Source organism: Paraburkholderia sp. BR10936 (assembly GCF_040965735.1).
Lineage (GTDB): Bacteria > Pseudomonadota > Gammaproteobacteria > Burkholderiales > Burkholderiaceae > Paraburkholderia > Paraburkholderia nodosa_A.
In genome coordinates, this window is the sequence record NZ_JBFRCM010000019.1 from 56,960 (window position 1) to 74,078 (window position 17,119).

Here is a 17,119-nt window from a genome sequence, read left to right on the forward strand (position 1 = left end):
TTCACGTTAATTCACGAAGCGATGCGACACGATGATGACGGCAGCCAGCACGAAGACATAGATGCCGAGATCGAAAATGGAACGATGCCACACGAGGCGGTAAAAGCCGACGCGCGTGAGCACCTTGCCGATCACGACATTGATGAGGTACGCAATCAGCATCAGGACGAGCACGGCGGGCACGAACACGCCAAAGATATCGATTTCGCCGATCATGATGCGAGTTTCGAAAAAGGATGAGAGGGACGCGCGCTCATGCCGCGGCCTCCGGGTTGGAAGGCGACTGTGCCGCAAGGGCCGGATAGAGCGCGATGCGCAGGCCCACCAGCGCGTGCAGCGTGTCGCGCAGCCAGCGCTGCGAGACGAGCGCGCGCGGCGCGGGCTGGGCATCGGCGTCGGCAAGGGTGGCCGGCGGCAGTTGCGCGCGCGCGCGGGCCGCCACGCGGCGCATGGCGTCGTCGATGCTGGAGAGCAGCGCCGACGGGGCGTCCTGGCGCTCGCTCGCTCGCGCGCAGCGCGCATAGTGGTCGCTCACGCCCGCGAGCACGCGGTCGATCGCGTCGGGCACGTCGCCGTCGAGCTTGTGGCGCGAGCGGCGCAAATCGAGCGAATTGAGCGCGATACGCAGGTCGCGGAAGCTCTCGATCGACGGATGGCGGTGCTCGTCGGAAGCCGCGAGACGCGGAATGAGCTGCATGAGACGATCGACCATGCGTGACGTGAGGTTGCGCTGGTCCGCGATAGGCGTGGGCGATGCCGAGAGCGCGACGTCGCTCCAGCTCGAGCGCAGGAGGCGCCGCGCCGCGAGCTCGGCGCCGAACGGGCGCGTGACGCGCGTCCACAGGTAGGCGAACAGCAGGCCCGCCACACCGGCAATATTGCTGTTCAGGAAGACGAAGAAGTCCGACTCGTAAGCACTCTGCACGCTGATGAAGGTGGCCGTGTTCACGGCCACGAGCATCGTCACCATGTTGAAGGCCGGGCGCGGAATGAGCGTGCCGATCAGGATGAACGGGCCCGCGAACAGCAGCACGAGCATCGCGAAGTCGTGCACCTTGGGCAGCGCGACGAACAGATAGAGGCCCGCGAACACCACGCTCGCCGCGGTAGCGAGGAAGAAGCGGAACACCAGCGGCGCGGGCTCGTCGGATGCCGCAAAGAAGCAGCAGGCCACGGCCGCGAGCGTTACCGCGCCCGCGCCGTCGTGCCAGCCCGAGCTGACCCACAGCCAGCAGGCCACGAGAATCGCGCTCACCGGCACGAGGCACGAAAACACCATGAGGCCGCGATCGTAGAAGCGTTCGGTGCCGCCAAGGCGCCAATGGCGATAGCGCGGCCGCCACGAGCCGATTTTCGCTTCGTGCGCGATGAGCGCGCGCAGTGCGCGGCAGTCCTGCCACACGTCGATCACCTGGCCGAGCCGCCAGAGCGCGTTCGAGAGCAGCGCGCCTTCCCAGCTCGAGAGCGCGTCGCGCGCGGGCTGCAGCGTCGCGATGCGCTTGCGCAGATTCTCTGCGGTCGGGTCGCCCGCATCGTCGTGCATTTCGGCGGCGCGCGTGGGCAGCGGTTCGTCGAACCAACGCGCCGCGTCGGCGAGCAGGCTGTCGAGGCCCTCCGGCCACACGTGCAGATCGCGGCGCAGCGCGACGAGCGGGTCGGCGAGCGCGGAGATCATCGGCAGAAAGAGCTGCATGCGCCCGCGCAGCGACTCGGCGCGCTCGAGGATCTCGGGGTGCGTATGGTCGTAGCTCAACTGGCTCAGCAGGAATTCGAGCTGGTTGACCGTCGCGGCGAGACGTTGACGGCACGCCGAAAGCGCCTTGCCCGCAATATGGCCCGAGAGCGTTTCGCGGCCGTACCAGGCGGCGTCGCGGAACCACGCGTCGGCGCGCTCGATGAGCGTGGGCGCGAGACGGCTAGGCAGGATGTTGCTGCCCACCACGCTCGCGCAAATGATGCCGACCGTAATTTCCTGCGTACGCGCGATCGCCACGTCGAACACCGTGGTGGGATCGCTCACGGTGGGCAGCGCGATGAGCGGCATCGTGTAGCCCGCGAGCATGAACACGTAACTGCGCGCGGTGCGGTCGGAGATCGCCAGATAGAGCAGCGTTCCCGTCCAGGTCGCGACGATCGCGCTGAAGAGCAGCGGCGTTTCGACGAAGGGCGGCACGAGCGCGACGGCGGCGGCCGCGCCGAGCGCGGTGCCCAGCGCGCGGTACAGCGCCTTCGAGCGCGTGGCGCCCACGAACGGGTTCGAGACGATGTACACACTGGCCATCGCCCAATAGGGGCGCGGCAGCTGAAACTTGAGCGCGATATAGAGCGCCAGCATCGACGCGGCGAAGGTCTTGACCGAAAAGAGCCAGTCGCGGATGGAGGGGTAGGTCATGAGTCCGCTTTCTGCTTTCAGTCGTGTAAGGGCCGGTCAGCCTGGTCTGCGGGGGGAGCGGCGTTGAACGCGTTGAGCACGCGCAGCGTCGCTTCGAGGTCGGCGCGGCTCACGCCCTTGAGCACGCGGGCGCGCAGCGAGCGCAGCTCGTCCTCCATGCGCTCGGTCACGGCGCGGCCTTCGCTCGTGAGCGAGATCGTTTTTGCGCGGCGGTCGTCGGGGTCTTCGTCGCGGCGCACGAGGCCCGCGGCGCACAGCTGGTCGAGCAGGCGCACGAGCGACGGGCCTTCGATGCCCACGTGCTCCGCAAGCGTCACCTGGCGCACGGCTTCGCCAAGGCGCCCGGCGGTGAGCAGCGGCGCGGCGCACGCCTCGGAGACGTTGTATGCGGTGAGGGCGCCGTGCGTGGTGCGCCGCCATTTGCGTGCCGCCACGACGAGCGTGCTGCTGACCGCAAGGCGTAAAGTATGAAGATTCGACATCGGCGGATCATAGCCCAAAGCGATTCGATAGCAAACTATCTTTTTCTTTCGCAGCGCCACGAATCGGATGGTATGCGACTCGTCGGCGGCCTGCTTTCTATCTGATGCGGGGTGATGCGTACGGCCAACAGTGCGCGAGGCGCACGGCTTTTTTGGCGTTGTTTCGTACGCGCTTAACTATTTGACCAGCGGGAAAGCAGGGCGGGAAGCTGCACCATGTCGGTGAATACGTGTGCGACGCCCGCCTCGAGCAGCGCCTGAGCGCTGCTGTGGCCGGGCTCGGGCGGGCTGAAGCCGAACACCGTGGCGCCCGCGGCGAGGCCCGCGCGCGCGCCCGTGACCGTGTCCTCGATGACGGCGCAGCGGGCGGCCTGCACGCCGAGGCCGGCCGCCGCCGCGAGATAGACATCGGGATGCGGCTTGCTGCGCGGCGTTTCGTGGCCGCTATAGATGTGGCCGGCGAAGCAGTCGAGCAGGTTCACCTTGCGCAGCTGCAGCTCGACCTTGCGCCGGTCCGCACCCGAGGCGACGGCGATGCGCCCGTTCATTGCCGCGTGCACCGCGCGCACGGCGGCGGGCGCGCCCGGAATCTCGACGAGATCGCGCTCTAGCGCGTCGTTGCGGCGCGCGCGAAAACCTTCGAGCCAGGCGTCGGTAATCGCGAACCCCGTATGCGCTTCGATGCGCGCGGCCTCGTCTTTCACGGCCTTACCGACGAAGATGCGCATGGCTTCGTCCACCGTGAGTGTCCAGCCGAGTTCGCCCAGCATCTGCGTGAGCACCACGTGCGTAATGCGTTCTGAGTCGACGAGCACGCCGTCGCAGTCGAAGAGGATGGCGTCGAAGGGGATGGGGGACATCGTTTGCCTGCGGTTGCTTTCGGTTGCCTGCGGTTGCGTCATGCGGCGCGCATCGGGATCGCGCACGCAAGAGCGCGATGATAACCGGGGTCGCGTTTGCGTGGCTTTCTCTCGGGCAAGCCGTGCAGGGTGCGGCGTTGGTCGGCCCGTGCGAAACGATGGACAATAGCGTACCCAATCGCTACCCCACCGCTCTGATGTCCACCGACGAAAAGACCCCCAACGAACTCCCCGGCCGCGCCAGCTACACACAATTCGCCGACCGCTACGCCGAGCAGGCCCCGGTCAAGCCGCACAACGCGCTCTACGAACGGCCCGCCACACGCTCGCTGCTAGGCGCGGTAGCGGGGCTCGACGTGCTCGACGCGGGCTGCGGGCCCGGCATCTTGAGCGCGGAGCTGGCGGGCGAGGGCGCACGGGTGCAGGCCTTCGACGTCACGCCCGCGATGGTCCAACTGGCGAAGGCGCGCTGCGCAGGCCTCGCGGTCGATATCGCGCAGGGCGATCTCGGTCGGCCGCTCGACTGGCTCGCGAGTGGCTCGGTCGACCGCATCGTGTGCTCGCTGGCCCTCGACTACGTCGAGCACCTCGCGCCGACATTTCAGGAGTTTCACCGCGTGGCGCGCCCCGGCGCACTGCTGGTGTTTTCGATGTCGCATCCCATGCGCGACTGGATCGACACGCGCACGCGCGGTTCGCGCACCTACTTCGAGACGACGCGATTCGGCCTGCATTGGGGCGGCTTCGGCGAGCCGAAGCCGTGGGTGGAAGCGTTCAGGCGCCCGCTTGCCGATATCTTCAACGCGCTCATGGAAGCGGGCTGGGCCATCGACTGCGTGCTCGAACCCATGCCACAACCGGAAATGAAGGCGGTGTCGCCGGCGCTGCACGCGGAACTGGCACAGGCCCCGGCGTTCATCTGCGTGCGCGCACGGCGCGTTTGACTGGTCGAGCGGCGCCATGGCGCCGCAAGCGCTTAGCGCCGCGCTTCGCGCGAGCCGGCCGAAAGCGATTCTTCGAGCGCGGCAACTCCGGCGGGCAGATCGACCTTCACGCCGAGATCGCTCATCGTGCGACCAAGCGCATGGACGGTGCGAAAGAGGTTGTGCTCGCGGCACTGTTCGCCCATCTGCCCGATGCGAACGATCGGGAGACCGAACGATCCGGCAATCTCCACCTGGTATTGCTGCGAGATGTGATTGCACACCTCGCGTGCGGTGACGCCCTCGGGCAGCCCGATGCCGACCACGGAATTCAGGCGGCACGTTTGCGGCGTATAGAGCGCGAGACCCAGCGCGCTCACGCCGCTTTGCAGCGCGAGCGAGCAGCGCAGGTGGCGCGCAAAACGCTTTTCGAGCGTTTCCGTGCACACGAGGCGCAATGCTTCGTGCAGCGCCAGCACGCCCGAGACGGGCGCTGTGTAGTGATAGCCGGCGTTGTGCCAGAAGTTTTCGGCGAGTATGGCGTCGAGGCACCAGTGCGTGTTCGGTGCGGTGCGCGTACGCACGCGCTCCCAGGCGGCGTCCGAGAAGGCAATGAGCGAAACGCCAGGGATCGAAGAGAGGCCCTTCTGGCCGCCCGTGATGACGACGTCGATGCCCCAGGCGTCCATTTCGAGCGGCATGGTGCTCAGCGTGCAGACGGCGTCCACCACCACGAGCGCGCCGGCGGCTTTGGCAAGCTGCACGATTTCCTTGAGCTCGCGGTTCCATACCGTATTGGAGGTTTCGCCGTGCACGATCGTAACGACGGCCGGGCGCGTGCGCTCGATGGCTTGCGCCACGGCTTCGAGCGAGGCGATTTGGCGGTCGGCGACGTCGAGCGTGGTGACCTCGGCGCCCACGCGGCCCGCCATTTCGGCCATGCGCTGGCTGAAGAAGCCGTTGACGATGGAGAGCACGCGCGTGCCCGGCCACGCGAGGTTCGAGATCGCCATTTCCATGGCCGCCGAGCCGGGGCCGGCCACACCGAGCACCCAGTTCGAACGCGTCTGGAACACGTAGCGCGCCATCGTCTTCACCTGGTGAATGACGCGCGCCATGGTGTCGCCGAGGTGATTGATGACGACGGTATTGGCCTTGGCCACGGCGTCGGGAATCGGCACGGGGCCCGCACCCATCATGAGGAGCGGCTCCTCGGGCAGGATGCGGTCGAGCGTTTCGACGCTGGGGCAAGGCACGGACGCGGCCTCGGCCGCTGCCGCCGCCGCTGTGCGCGAAGTGGCCAGCGGGTCGGGGTGGAGCGCGTTGTCGTTCATCTTGAGTACCTGGTTTTACCTTGAAGGGAGTTGCGTGAGACGCGCGCGATTGGCGCGCCATCAGGCAGTGTTGTGTGGCGCGGCAGCGCTGACCATGTACAGTTGCGCGGAATTTCGCTGAACAGTCGTACGGGCGGCGCAGCGGCCCGCTGCGGCATTGCGGCAGCCACCCTATAATCAATCGCATCGCCCGATAATGCAAGGAAGACAGCGTATGTCGCAATTCGCCGTGGACAACCCGTTTCTTGAAACGCTCGGCGTGAGCGTCGCGCAGTGGCGCGAGGGCTACGCGGAGCTCGTGATGCCCATCGACGCCTCGAAGCTCAATCGCCAGGGCGTGCTGCAAGGCGGCGCGATTGCCACGCTGCTCGACGCTGCCGCCGGCTACGCGGGACTCTTCGCGCCGGTCGGCGACCCGCCGCGTCATGGCTTCACCCTCTCGCTCACGACCAACTACCTCGACAAGGGGCTTGGTCAGTTCGTGCGCGCGAAGGGGTTTCTGGAGCGCGGCGGCCGTTCGATCTTCTTTGCGCGCGCCGAGGCGTGGGTGGACGATCGTTTGCTGATCGCGAGTGCGCAGGGGACCTTCAAGTATTCGTATCCGAAGAAGGCATGACCGAAACGCCGCCCATTTGAATCGGCATCCGAAATAATTTCGCTGAAAAGCAAAAGCCCGCCGCTTCGATTGAAGGGCGGGCTTTTTAACGCTGGGCGTGGACACTTACCCCAGCAGCAGCGCGTCGTCGTCGAGCTTCTCGTGGCGGGTCTGCTCGAACATGCGCAGGAGGTCCGGCACGTCGAGGCCGCGGCGCGCATCGCCCGAGACGTCGAGCACAACCTGCCCCTGGTGCAGCATCACCGTGCGTTGTCCGTAGTCGAGCGCCTGGCGCATGCTATGCGTGACCATCATGGTCGTGAGCTTGGCCTCTTCCACGATCCGTGCGGTCAGCTCCAGCACGAATGCAGCCGTTTTCGGATCGAGCGCCGCCGTGTGCTCGTCGAGCAGCAGGATGCGCGAAGGCTGCAGCGACGCCATCAGCAGACTCACCGCCTGGCGTTGGCCGCCCGAAAGCGGGCCGATGCGATCGGACAGGCGATTTTCGAGGCCCAGATTCAGGAGGCGCAGCTTCGCGCGGAACAGCTCGCGATCATGCTTTTTCAGCGCGGAGCCGAAGCCGCGGCGCTTGCCGCGCGCCATCGCGAGCGCCATGTTCTCTTCGATGGTGAGCGCCTCGCAGGTGCCGGCCATCGGGTCCTGGAACACGCGCGCGACGAGATGCGCGCGGTCCCATGCCTGTTTCTTCGTGACGTCCTGGCCGTCGATGGTAATCGTGCCGCCATCCACCCTCTGGTCGCCGCTGATCGCGTTGAGGAAGGTGGACTTGCCCGCGCCGTTCGAGCCGATCACGGCCACGAACTGGCCGCTCGGGATGTCGAGCGTGAGGCCGCGCAGCGCGCGCGTTTCGATCGGCGTGCCGGGGTTGAAAGTCAGTTTGAGGTCTTTGGCGCTGAGCATCTCATGCCCTCCCGTTCTTGCGGCCAAACAGCTTCTTGCGCGTGGCGGGCAGCACGAGCGCGATCGTCACGAGCACTGCAGTAACGAGATTCAGGTCCTGCGCCTTGAGGCCGATGAAGTCGCTGTTGAGCGCGAGCGCAATGAAGAAGCGATAAAGAATCGCGCCGAGCACGGCGGCGAGCGTGGTCAGCATGAGCCGGCGCGCGGGCAGGATGCTCTCGCCGATGATCACGGCCGCAAGCCCGATCACGATGGTGCCGATGCCCATCGAAATGTCCGAGCCGCCCTGGGTTTGCGCGAAGAGCGCGCCGGCCAACGCGACGAGCGCGTTGGAGAGCGCCATGCCGGCGAGCGTCGCGCGGCCCGTGGCGATGCCCTGTGCGCGCGCCATGCGCGGGTTCGCGCCCGTCGCGCGCAGCGCGAGGCCGTATTGCGACGAGAAGAACCAGTCCACGCCGAACTTCGCAGCCAGTACGACGACGAGGAGCGCGAGCGGACGCAGCACGTAGTCGGGCAGCCAGGCGGGCTGGATGAGCGTGAATACCGTCGACTCGGAGATGAGCGGCACGTTCGGCGCGCCCATCACGCGCAGGTTGATCGAATAGAGCGCGATCATCATCAGGATGCTCGCGAGCAGATCCATGATCTTTAGGCGCACGTTGAGCCAGCCGGTGATGAAGCCGGCGATGGCGCCAGCGACGACCGCACAGGCGGTGGCGAGAAACGGATCGTGACCGGCCGCGATCAGCGTGGCGGCGACTGCGCCGCCCAGCGGGAAGCTGCCGTCGACGGTGAGGTCGGGGAAGTTGAGGATGCGAAACGAGATCACCACCCCGAGGGCCACGAGACTGAAGATCAGGCCGATCTCGAGCGCGCCCAGAAGCGAGTAGAGGGACATGAGGAAGAATCCTGTTGCGGCGGCGGTGCGCCGGAATCGACGCGCGGCGCACCGCCCGGATGGGGCGGCGCGCCGTTGCGCGCGTAAGTGGCCGTTATCGGGCCAGGCAGTGCGGCTGCGTGTGATGCGCCATGCCTGCGCCTTACTTCACGACAGTGGTCGCGTCCTTGAGCAGATCGGCCGAGAGCGTCACGCCCTGCTTTTGCGCGGCGGCGGGGTTCACGAACAGTTGCAGCTGGCTGCTGGTTTCCGAGGCGATCGTGCCGGGCTTCTCGCCCTTGAGAATACGCACGACGACCTTGCCCGTCTGGTGGCCGAGGTCGCTGTAGTCGATGCCGAGCGCCGCGATGGCGCCGCGCTTCACGCTGTCCGTATCGGAGGCGACGAGCGGGATCTTCGCGTCGTTGGCGACCTTCACGAGCGCTTCGTAGGCCGAAACGACGTTGTTGTCGGTGTTCGTGTAGATCACGTCGACCTTGCCGATCAGGCTCTTCGCTGCGGGGCCGATGTCCACGGTGCGCGGCGCGGCGGCTTCCTTGAGCGTCATGCCCTGCTGCGCGAGGAGTGCCTTGAGCGCATTCACGACGACGACCGAATTCGCTTCGCCGGGGTTATAGACCATGCCGACGGTCTTCGCATTGGGCACGACGCGCTTGATGAGCGCGACCTGCTTGTCGAGCGGCAGCTTGTCGGAAACGCCGGTCACGTTCGTGCCGCTGGGCGTCCACGTCTTGACGAGCTGTGCGGCCACCGGATCGGTCACGCCCGAGTACACCACGGGTACGGACTTCGTTGCGGCCACAACGGCTTGCGCCGACGGCGTCGCGATGGCCACGATCGCGCTCGGGTTGTCGCCGACGAACTTGCGCGCGATCTGTGCGGCGGTGCCCGTGTTGCCCTGCGCGCTCTGGTATTCCCACTTGAGGTTCTTGCCGGCGTCGTAGCCCGCGGCCTTGAGTTCGTCGCGCACGCCGTCGCGGATCGCGTCGAGCGCGGGATGCTCGACGATCGACAGCACTTCCACGGTCGCGGTTTCGGCGGCGCGTGCGGCGGCCGAAGTCAGCGCGAGTGCGGCGGCGCCGGCGAGCAGGGAAAGGGTGGCGGCAGCGGCTGCCTGCTTGAAGGTCTTCATTCTGTTTGATCTCCCCCAGTGCTGGGTTCTTGCGGTTTTTTCGGATCTGCACGGTGTGGCGTCGCCGGCTTCACGCGTGGCGCGAGAGCACGCGGCATGCGCCGTAGTGGTGCATGCGGGCGCGGCGAGGGAGCGAGGATACCACCGTCTCTTGCGGGGCTGGAACGCGTTGCCGAGCCAGTGAGGCGGGCGCGCCACGGTGTCGCGCGGATTAATTCGAACTCACTCGATTCGATTATGAGAAAAATTCGTGCTTTAACGAAAGCTTTCGCGGTTCCATAGTGGAAGGCGGAAAAGTAGGGCGGTGTGAGATTTATGGTGCCAGTTCAGCGAATATAGAACTTCAATTTTAAGGATTTCGTAATATTTGTTCTTTGAAATCAATGATTTGGCGCATTTTGCATTTAGGGTAATCCCGATTGATCGATTATGGGATCGACGCTTTTATCGCGATAAAAGATTAACTTTTAAAGTTATTGCAAGATGCCATTCGTCGATCAGATTTCATTGGAATTAAAATAACGATCGACAGCGCGTAAAAATCAAGAAATGCAGGAATTCCATACATCCGCGCCAGTCGGTCATCGCAGCCCGGTGACTAGCCCGTCGCTCGCCCGAAAGACTATTTTCACGAGCGTTTTCAAGCGCTTTCCGACATGCCCCTCTATTGACCGATTTCAAAACTCAACTCGATATCCGAAAAAACCCCTGGTTGCGGTGAAATGGGATTATTGATAGCATCCGCCGGTCGCTGATTCAGGCCGGTCCACCTTTCCGGTACGAATTGCAGCGAACGGGGCAGGCGGAATGCTTGCGCAACAGAGTCTGTAACTCAGCAGTCTCTCCGAACTCAGTCGCCTACCAGGGCGCTGATACACGCCGGGCCCCGTCACGTCTTTTTTCTCTGGTGCTCGTCGTGGTTGTTCCCCATTGAAGATCATTGGGGCGCTGTTCGTTTGCGCAGGTCATTCCGTCTGACCGGTTGACCCGAAAACAATCGAGGAGCTCCTGATGATGTCGTTGTCCCGCCTTACCTCCGTTTCCGTGGCCGCCGCGCTGCTCGCCTTTGGTGCAAGCGCAAACGCCGACACCGTGAAGATCGCCATTGCCGGCCCGTTCAGCGGCCCGGTCGCCCAGTACGGCGACATGGTCAAGGCGGGCGCGCTGACTGCGATCGAGCAGATCAACGCCGCCGGCGGTGTGAACGGCAACAAGCTCGAAGCCGTCCTGATGGATGACTCGTGCGAGCCGAAGCAGGCTGTCGCCGTCGCCAACAAGATCGTTTCGCAGCACATCCAGTACGTGGTCGGCCACGTCTGCTCGGGCTCGACGATTCCCGCTTCGGACATCTACGAGAACGAAGGCGTCGTGATGGTCACGCCGTCGGCCACCGCGCCGCAGCTGACCGAAGGCAAGAAGCGCCAGTTCATCTTCCGCACCATCGGCCGCGACGACCAGCAAGGTCCGGCTGCCGCCGCCTACATCATCAACAAGGTCAAGCCGAAGAAGGTCGCGATCCTGCACGACAAGCAGTCGTACGGCCAGGGCATCGCCACCTCGGTCAAGGCCGCGCTCGACAAGGCGCACATCCCCGTCGTCGTGTTCGAAGGCATCAACGCCGGCGATTCGGACTACTCGGCAGTCGTCACGAAGCTCAAGTCGCAGGGCGTGGACTTCGTCTACTTCGGCGGCTATCACCCGGAAATGGGCCTGCTCATGCGCCAGTCGCGTGAACAGGGCGTGAAGGCCACATTCATGGGTCCGGAAGGCGTGGGCAACAAGGACGTGACGGCCATCGCCGGCCCGGCTTCGGAAGGCATGCTCGTCACGCTGCCGGCCGACTTCGCTTCGGACCCTGCCAACGCCAAGCTCGTGAAGGCCTTCGCCGACGCCAGGCGCGACGCCAACGGCCCGTTCCAGATGCCGTCGTACGCGGCAGTCGAAGTGATCGCCGACGGCATCGCCGGCGCGAAGAGCACGGACCCGACCAAGGTCGCGGCCTACCTGCACAAGAACGCGTTCAACACGCCGATCGGCAAGGTCGAATACGACGCACAGGGCGACCTGAAGTCGTTCCGCTTCGTCGTCTACACGTGGCACAAGGACGCCACCAAGACCGCTGCGAACTGATCCCGGCGCTGCACGCTGCCAACGCCCCGCCTTCTCGTGGACGGGGCGTTTTCATAGCGGTTGTGCGCGCAACTAAAAAAGGGTTGGTACGGTTCCAAAGGTCTCTCCACAGGTCTCTCATCGGCTTCACGGCCGCGGGGCTTACGCATGAATGATTTTCTTCCTCAGTTCACCCAGCAGCTCGTCAACGGGCTCACGCTGGGTGCGATCTATGCGCTGATCGCGATCGGCTACACGATGGTCTACGGCATCATCGGCATGATCAACTTCGCTCACGGCGAGATTTACATGATCGGCGCCTATGTGGGCCTCGTCACGCTCACGGCCATCGGCACCTCGGCGGGTTATCCGCTGCCGCTCGTGCTGGGCACGGCGCTCATCGTCTCGGTGGTGGTCACCGGGCTCTACGGATTCGCGGTCGAGCGCGTGGCGTACCGGCCGCTGCGCGGCGGGCCGCGCCTCGTGCCGCTCATCTCCGCCATCGGCATGTCGATCTTCCTGCAGAACTACGTGCAGATCGGGCAGGGCGCGCGCGACGTGTCCGTGCCGATGCTCATTTCCGGCGCGCTCGACTTCAACATGGGCGGCAACTTCGAAGTGACGGTTCCGTACTCGCGCATGCTGATCGTCGGCGTGACGCTCGTGCTGATGATCGCGCTCACGCTCTTCATCTCGCGCTCGCGCATGGGCCGCGCGTGCCGCGCCTGCGCGGAAGACATGAAGATGGCGAACCTGCTCGGCATCGACACGAACCGCGTGATCTCGTTCACCTTCGTGCTCGGCGCCATGCTCGCGGCGGTGGGCGGCGTGCTGATCGGTCTAACGATCGGCAAGCTCAATCCGTATATCGGCTTCATCGCGGGCATCAAGGCGTTCACGGCCGCGGTGCTGGGCGGCATCGGCAGCATTCCGGGCGCGATGCTCGGCGGCGTGCTGCTCGGTCTCGCCGAAACCTTCGCGTCGGGCTACATGCCTGCGGAGTACAAGGACGTCGTGGCCTTCGGCCTGCTCGTGCTCGTGCTGCTCTTCCGTCCCACCGGCCTGCTCGGCAAGCCGGACGTCGAAAAGGTGTGAGGTCGAAATGAGTCAGACTGTTTCGGTTCGCGTGGCAGCAGTTGGCCCGTCCTCGTCGCAAACGGTGAAAGGCGCGCTCGCCGCCGCCGTGGCGACCATCATCCTCACGGCCCCCATTCTCGGCCTGCAACTCACGCTGGATGGCTATCAGGTCGTGCTGCAGCAGCACTGGCGCCCGGTGTGGATAGCGGCCGCCGTGGTGTTCGTGTTCCAGCTCGTCAAGCCGATGTTCGTGCGCGCCACGAGTCACGTGCGCTTGCCCCGGGCCCCCGCGCTCGGCGCGCGTCAGCAGCGCGTGGCGATCTGGGTGCTGCTCGCGTTCGGCGCGGTGTTCCCGTTCCTCGGTTCGCGCGGCGCGATCGACGTGGCGACGCTCGCGCTCATCTACGTGATTCTCGGCCTCGGCCTCAATATCGTGGTGGGCTTCGCGGGTCTGCTCGACCTCGGCTACGTGGGCTTCTACGCAGTGGGCGGCTACACGTATGCGCTGCTCAACCAGTACTTCGGCTTCACGTTCTGGGAATGCCTGCCGCTCGCCGCGCTTGCCGCGGCCACCTTCGGCTTCGTGCTCGGCTTCCCGGTGCTGCGCCTGCGCGGCGACTATCTCGCCATCGTCACGCTCGGCTTCGGCGAGATCATCCGCCTCTTGCTCAACAATCTCACGAGCATCACGGGCGGCCCGGACGGCATCTCCAGCATTCCCAAGCCCACCGTGTTCGGCTTCGAAATGGCCCGCCACGCGAGCGTGGAAGGCGCGAAGACGTTCAACGAGTTGATCGGCTTCGAGTACAGCGGCGAGCACATGGTGATCTTCCTGTACCTGCTCGCGCTCGTGCTGGTGGCGTTCACGCTGTTCGTCACGAGCCGCCTGCTGCGCATGCCCATGGGCCGCGCCTGGGAAGCGCTGCGCGAAGACGAGATCGCGTGCCGCTCGCTGGGCCTGAACCCCACGCGCATCAAGCTCTCGGCGTTCACGCTGGGCGCGTCGTTCGCGGGTCTCGCCGGTGCGTTCTTCGCTGCGCGCCAGGGGCTCGTCACGCCCGAGTCGTTCACCTTCATCGAGTCGGCGCTGATTCTCGCCGTGGTGGTGCTGGGCGGCATGGGCTCGCAGCTGGGCGTGGTGCTCGCCGCGATCCTGCTCACGGTGCTGCCCGAAGTGGCGCGCGGCTTTGCCGAATACCGCATGCTGATCTTCGGTCTGGTGATGGTGCTGATGATGATGTGGCGTCCGCAGGGCCTGTTGCCCGCGAGCCGTCCGCACGTGGAGTTGCCGCAATGAGCGCACAAGCGTTGTTGAAAGTAGCCGGCTTGCAGATGCGCTTCGGCGGTCTGCTGGCCGTGGACGGCATCGACTTCGACGTGCGTCCGGACGAAGTCTTTGCGATCATCGGGCCGAACGGCGCGGGCAAGACCACGGTGTTCAACTGCGTGGGCGGCTTCTACAAGCCCACCGCGGGCGCCATCGTGCTCGAAGGCCACGCCATCACTGGCCAGCCAAGCCACCAGGTCGCGCGCCGCGGCCTCGTGCGCACGTTCCAGAACATTCGCCTCTTCAAACAGTTGACGGTGCTGGAAAACCTCATGGTCGCCCAGCACCTGAAGGTCAACCGCAACATGCTGAGCGGCCTGTTCGCGACGCCCGCCTATCGCCGCGCCGAACGCGCCGCGCTCGAGCGTGCTGCGTACTGGCTCGAGCGTGTGGGCCTGAAGCAGGTCGCGAATCGCGAAGCGGGCACGCTGTCGTACGGCCATCAGCGCCGGCTCGAAATCGCGCGCTGCATGATCACCGATCCGCGTCTTCTGATGCTCGACGAACCCGCGGCAGGCTTGAACCCGCAGGAAAAGGTCGAGCTGCAGCAGATGGTGGACGGCCTGCGCAACGAGTTCGGAATCTCCGTACTCCTGATCGAGCACGACATGAGCCTCGTGATGGGCGTGTCGGACCGCATCCTGGTGATGGAGCACGGCAAGCCGATCATGATCGGCAAACCCGACGAAGTGCGCAACGACCCGCGCGTGATCAAGGCCTATCTCGGAGAGGACTGATGCTGAAGCTGGAAAAGGTCCATACCCACTACGGCGCGGTGCAAGCGCTGGCGGGCGTGTCGATCGAAGTGAACAAGGGCGAGATCGTCACGCTGATCGGCAGCAACGGCGCCGGCAAGACCACGCTCATGATGACCGTGTGCGGCACGCCGCGCGCATCCGCGGGGAAAGTGACGTTCGAAGGCGAGGACATCACGCGCATGCCCACGCACGAGATCATGCGCAAGGGCATGGCGATTTCGCCGGAAGGCCGCCGCGTCTTCCCGAGCCTCACGGTGCTCGACAATCTGCAGATGGGCGGCTTCTTCGCCTCGCAGCACGAGATCGATGCGGGCATCGAGCACGTGTTCAAGCTGTTCCCGCGCCTGAACCAGCGTGCGAAGCAGCGCGCGGGCACGATGTCGGGCGGCGAGCAGCAGATGCTCGCCATTGGCCGCGCGCTCATGAGCAAGCCGCGTTTGCTGCTGCTCGACGAGCCCACGCTCGGCCTCGCGCCGCTCGTGATCGCGCAGATCTTCGACATCATCCGCACGATTCGCGAAGAGGGCGTGACGGTGTTCCTCGTCGAGCAGAATGCGAACAAGGCGCTGCACGTGGCCGATCGCGGCTATGTGCTGGAAACCGGACGCGTCGTGCTCGCCGATAGCGCCGACAATCTGCTCGCCAACGACAACATCAAGCGGGCCTACCTGGGCGGTTGATCGTCGCGGACAGGACCGCACTGCGGCCCGCGCCATCCGCGTTCGTCGAACGCGGGATGCGCGGGCCGCTTCTTTTGCGTCGACGAAATGTCGAATCAATCGCCGCGTGCAATCGCAAGCTGCGCGATCAAACGCATCAGCTCGGCCTGGCGGCGCGTGGTGGTTTTCGCGAACACGTGATGCAGATGCGTGCGCACCGTCGAGGGCAGCACCTGCAGCACTTCGGCCACGTCCTTAGGGTTGAGGCCCTTGCCGACCTCGCAGGCCACGCGCGCTTCCGCGGGCGTGAGTCCAAACAGCGCGATAAGACGCGTTTCCACGCCGCGCCGCGACGATTGCGGATCGATCACGATGAGCATGGCCGTGCCGGCGCGCGAGCCGTGGGCGAAATAGTCGGCGTGACGGTGCTCGCCTAGCGGCGAAATGAGCGCCTGCAGCGGTTCGTCGGGCGGCTGGCGGGCGATCAGCATCGCGCCGCCGCTGCGCCCGCGCACGTCGCGCCCCGCGGCTCGCGCAATCAGCGAGCGCAACTGCTGGGTGGCGGCTGCCGTGGCGGCGCTGAGCACGGCGTGTTCGGTGCGCAGCCCGTTTGCGCGCGCGAGCTGCGCCGTGGCGGCGCGATTCGCGAACACGATGTGCGCATCGGCGTCGACGATCAGCACGCCATGCGCGAGCGCGTCGAGTGCGTCCGCGGGGGCATTCGCGCTTTGATCGCGCGAGGCGAGGGTGCGCGCCGTGTGCCGCTGCACGCGCAAGGCATTGCGCAGATGTGGCAGCAGCGTGCGCAGCGCGTCCAGTTCGTCTTCGCTATAGAAGCGTGTTTCATGGCGCAGCGCGCCGAGCACGGCGGCCATATCGCCTTCACGCAGCACGTTGGCGAAGGCCACCGTGTAGAAGCGCTGCGGGCGCACCCACTCCTGCACGAAGGCGCTGCGTTGCAGACTCCCCTGCGAGTGGATCATCGTGTCGGTGACGAGCGTGCCGGCGGCCCAGCGGCGCACCTGCGGCACGAGCGGATCGAAGCCGCCGTAGTGCTGCGCGTACGATTGGGCAAACGAAGCGTCGATGCCGTCCCACTCGGCGAGCGAGAACGTGCTTTCGGGCGGCAGCATGGTGAGATTGACGTGTTGCGCGCCGATGCGTTGCGCGATGCGCGCACACACATCCGGCCAGCGTTGCGCGTCAAAGCCGGCATCGTAGATCGCGTCGATCAGGCCGCCGGTATCATCGGGCTCGCCGTACCGCGCGCGCGCGCTGTGTGCCACAGTATCGATAGCCGCGGCGTGTGCGGCCGTGATGGGCCCCATGATGGTCTCCAGGCTGGAAATTATCGACGGCAGAAGGCCTCAGGGCAGGCCGCACGAGGCTGCATACAGGGCCATGTGGCACTGCAACGACGCAAGGGGGCGCTCAGGGCTTGAATCCACGTTTGCAAACTGCGGGCGGGAGGGGATGCACTGCAACATCCCGGGGTACCTATTCTGAATGAATAGACGATCAAACCTACGATTCGCTTTCGTCAGAAGAGATTTCGGGTTTCGTTACATCCGATGCATTGCGGGTACTGGACAAGCGCGCCGCGCTCACGATAATTGAGCGTCCAAACAGGCGCGCCGCACGGGGAAAAGGCG

Annotated in this window: 16 protein-coding genes; 7 read left to right on the plus strand and 9 right to left on the minus strand. The window is 65.5% G+C overall.

The features are described from left to right. Positions 1–6: 6 nt before the first annotated feature. The 4 genes from AB4Y36_RS31765 to AB4Y36_RS31780 all read right to left on the minus strand — a co-directional run bounded on the left by AB4Y36_RS31765 (position 7) and on the right by AB4Y36_RS31780 (position 3,734). A complete protein-coding gene (locus AB4Y36_RS31765) occupies positions 7–216 on the minus strand; it encodes a DUF1656 domain-containing protein (protein WP_027818583.1) in 210 nt (69 codons plus the stop codon). Positions 217–253: 37 nt separating this feature from the next. Further along, positions 254–2,392 (minus strand): FUSC family protein, encoded by a 2,139-nt coding sequence (locus AB4Y36_RS31770; RefSeq protein WP_069266067.1) that lies wholly within the window; start codon positions 2,390–2,392, stop codon positions 254–256. A 17-nt stretch (positions 2,393–2,409) separates the two neighbouring features. Further along, complete coding sequence (locus tag AB4Y36_RS31775; protein ID WP_368685112.1) at positions 2,410–2,874, minus strand: MarR family winged helix-turn-helix transcriptional regulator; 465 nt, start codon at positions 2,872–2,874, stop codon at positions 2,410–2,412. Positions 2,875–3,047: 173 nt separating this feature from the next. Continuing rightward, positions 3,048–3,734 carry an HAD family phosphatase gene (locus AB4Y36_RS31780; protein WP_069266181.1) on the minus strand — a complete coding sequence of 229 codons (687 nt, stop codon included), beginning with the start codon at positions 3,732–3,734 and terminating at the stop codon, positions 3,048–3,050. 197 nt (positions 3,735–3,931) lie between these two features. Between AB4Y36_RS31780 and AB4Y36_RS31785 the strand changes: the two genes are divergently transcribed. Beyond that, positions 3,932–4,678: a class I SAM-dependent methyltransferase gene (locus AB4Y36_RS31785; RefSeq protein ID WP_368685155.1), complete on the plus strand. Its 747-nt coding sequence runs from the start codon at positions 3,932–3,934 to the stop codon at positions 4,676–4,678. A gap of 32 nt (positions 4,679–4,710) precedes the next feature. On the opposite strand, the gene AB4Y36_RS31790 is transcribed toward AB4Y36_RS31785, so the two are convergent. Further along, positions 4,711–5,856 carry an alanine--glyoxylate aminotransferase family protein gene (locus AB4Y36_RS31790; RefSeq protein WP_342947191.1) on the minus strand — a complete coding sequence of 382 codons (1,146 nt, stop codon included), beginning with the start codon at positions 5,854–5,856 and terminating at the stop codon, positions 4,711–4,713. Between the two features lie 349 nt (positions 5,857–6,205). Here AB4Y36_RS31790 and AB4Y36_RS31795 point away from each other — a divergent pair, with 349 nt between their 5' ends. Then, positions 6,206–6,607 carry a PaaI family thioesterase gene (locus AB4Y36_RS31795; RefSeq protein ID WP_069266065.1) on the plus strand — a complete coding sequence of 134 codons (402 nt, stop codon included), beginning with the start codon at positions 6,206–6,208 and terminating at the stop codon, positions 6,605–6,607. Positions 6,608–6,712: 105 nt separating this feature from the next. Here AB4Y36_RS31795 and AB4Y36_RS31800 read toward each other — a convergent pair whose 3' ends face one another. The 3 genes from AB4Y36_RS31800 to AB4Y36_RS31810 form a co-directional block, all read right to left on the minus strand. Then, on the minus strand, positions 6,713–7,507 hold the full coding sequence (locus AB4Y36_RS31800) for an ABC transporter ATP-binding protein (protein WP_368685113.1): 795 nt from the start codon (positions 7,505–7,507) through the stop codon (positions 6,713–6,715). Position 7,508: 1 nt separating this feature from the next. Continuing rightward, a complete protein-coding gene (locus tag AB4Y36_RS31805; protein ID WP_368685114.1) occupies positions 7,509–8,405 on the minus strand; it encodes an ABC transporter permease in 897 nt (298 codons plus the stop codon). A gap of 142 nt (positions 8,406–8,547) precedes the next feature. Continuing rightward, positions 8,548–9,537, minus strand: a complete 990-nt coding sequence (locus tag AB4Y36_RS31810) for an ABC transporter substrate-binding protein (RefSeq protein ID WP_368685115.1) — start codon at positions 9,535–9,537, stop codon at positions 8,548–8,550. Positions 9,538–10,551: 1,014 nt separating this feature from the next. Between AB4Y36_RS31810 and AB4Y36_RS31815 the strand changes: the two genes are divergently transcribed. From AB4Y36_RS31815 to AB4Y36_RS31835, 5 genes are all read left to right on the plus strand, one after another. Next, complete coding sequence (locus tag AB4Y36_RS31815; RefSeq protein ID WP_069266179.1) at positions 10,552–11,667, plus strand: branched-chain amino acid ABC transporter substrate-binding protein; 1,116 nt, start codon at positions 10,552–10,554, stop codon at positions 11,665–11,667. Between the two features lie 147 nt (positions 11,668–11,814). Further along, positions 11,815–12,741, plus strand: a complete 927-nt coding sequence (gene livH / locus AB4Y36_RS31820; protein ID WP_368685116.1) for a high-affinity branched-chain amino acid ABC transporter permease LivH — start codon at positions 11,815–11,817, stop codon at positions 12,739–12,741. Between the two features lie 7 nt (positions 12,742–12,748). Next, positions 12,749–14,020 (plus strand): high-affinity branched-chain amino acid ABC transporter permease LivM, encoded by a 1,272-nt coding sequence (locus AB4Y36_RS31825; RefSeq protein WP_368685117.1) that lies wholly within the window; start codon positions 12,749–12,751, stop codon positions 14,018–14,020. Further along, positions 14,017–14,787 carry a high-affinity branched-chain amino acid ABC transporter ATP-binding protein LivG gene (livG, locus tag AB4Y36_RS31830; protein ID WP_342947147.1) on the plus strand — a complete coding sequence of 257 codons (771 nt, stop codon included), beginning with the start codon at positions 14,017–14,019 and terminating at the stop codon, positions 14,785–14,787. Before AB4Y36_RS31825 ends, livG begins: the two co-directional genes overlap by 4 nt. Next, positions 14,787–15,488, plus strand: a complete 702-nt coding sequence (locus tag AB4Y36_RS31835; RefSeq protein WP_069266058.1) for an ABC transporter ATP-binding protein — start codon at positions 14,787–14,789, stop codon at positions 15,486–15,488. The genes livG and AB4Y36_RS31835 overlap by 1 nt, the downstream gene beginning before the upstream one ends. A gap of 95 nt (positions 15,489–15,583) precedes the next feature. Here the strand turns inward: AB4Y36_RS31835 and AB4Y36_RS31840 are convergent, their stop codons facing one another. Continuing rightward, entirely contained in the window at positions 15,584–16,795 is a 1,212-nt protein-coding gene (locus AB4Y36_RS31840; protein WP_342947148.1) for a helix-turn-helix transcriptional regulator, read from the minus strand. Positions 16,796–17,119 lie beyond the last annotated feature (324 nt).

Bases quoted from the DNA above. Each gene is read 5' to 3' on its own strand.
- AB4Y36_RS31765 (WP_027818583.1), bottom strand. From the start codon at position 216: ATGATCGGCGAAATCGATATCTTTGGCGTGTTCGTGCCCGCCGTGCTC.
- AB4Y36_RS31770 (WP_069266067.1), bottom strand. From the start codon at position 2,392: ATGACCTACCCCTCCATCCGCGACTGGCTCTTTTCGGTCAAGACCTTC.
- AB4Y36_RS31775 (WP_368685112.1), bottom strand. From the start codon at position 2,874: ATGTCGAATCTTCATACTTTACGCCTTGCGGTCAGCAGCACGCTCGTC.
- AB4Y36_RS31780 (WP_069266181.1), bottom strand. From the start codon at position 3,734: ATGTCCCCCATCCCCTTCGACGCCATCCTCTTCGACTGCGACGGCGTG.
- AB4Y36_RS31785 (WP_368685155.1), top strand. From the start codon at position 3,932: ATGTCCACCGACGAAAAGACCCCCAACGAACTCCCCGGCCGCGCCAGC.
- AB4Y36_RS31790 (WP_342947191.1), bottom strand. From the start codon at position 5,856: ATGATGGGTGCGGGCCCCGTGCCGATTCCCGACGCCGTGGCCAAGGCC.
- AB4Y36_RS31795 (WP_069266065.1), top strand. From the start codon at position 6,206: ATGTCGCAATTCGCCGTGGACAACCCGTTTCTTGAAACGCTCGGCGTG.
- AB4Y36_RS31800 (WP_368685113.1), bottom strand. From the start codon at position 7,507: ATGCTCAGCGCCAAAGACCTCAAACTGACTTTCAACCCCGGCACGCCG.
- AB4Y36_RS31805 (WP_368685114.1), bottom strand. From the start codon at position 8,405: ATGTCCCTCTACTCGCTTCTGGGCGCGCTCGAGATCGGCCTGATCTTC.
- AB4Y36_RS31810 (WP_368685115.1), bottom strand. From the start codon at position 9,537: ATGAAGACCTTCAAGCAGGCAGCCGCTGCCGCCACCCTTTCCCTGCTC.
- AB4Y36_RS31815 (WP_069266179.1), top strand. From the start codon at position 10,552: ATGTCGTTGTCCCGCCTTACCTCCGTTTCCGTGGCCGCCGCGCTGCTC.
- livH (WP_368685116.1), top strand. From the start codon at position 11,815: ATGAATGATTTTCTTCCTCAGTTCACCCAGCAGCTCGTCAACGGGCTC.
- AB4Y36_RS31825 (WP_368685117.1), top strand. From the start codon at position 12,749: ATGAGTCAGACTGTTTCGGTTCGCGTGGCAGCAGTTGGCCCGTCCTCG.
- livG (WP_342947147.1), top strand. From the start codon at position 14,017: ATGAGCGCACAAGCGTTGTTGAAAGTAGCCGGCTTGCAGATGCGCTTC.
- AB4Y36_RS31835 (WP_069266058.1), top strand. From the start codon at position 14,787: ATGCTGAAGCTGGAAAAGGTCCATACCCACTACGGCGCGGTGCAAGCG.
- AB4Y36_RS31840 (WP_342947148.1), bottom strand. From the start codon at position 16,795: ATGGGGCCCATCACGGCCGCACACGCCGCGGCTATCGATACTGTGGCA.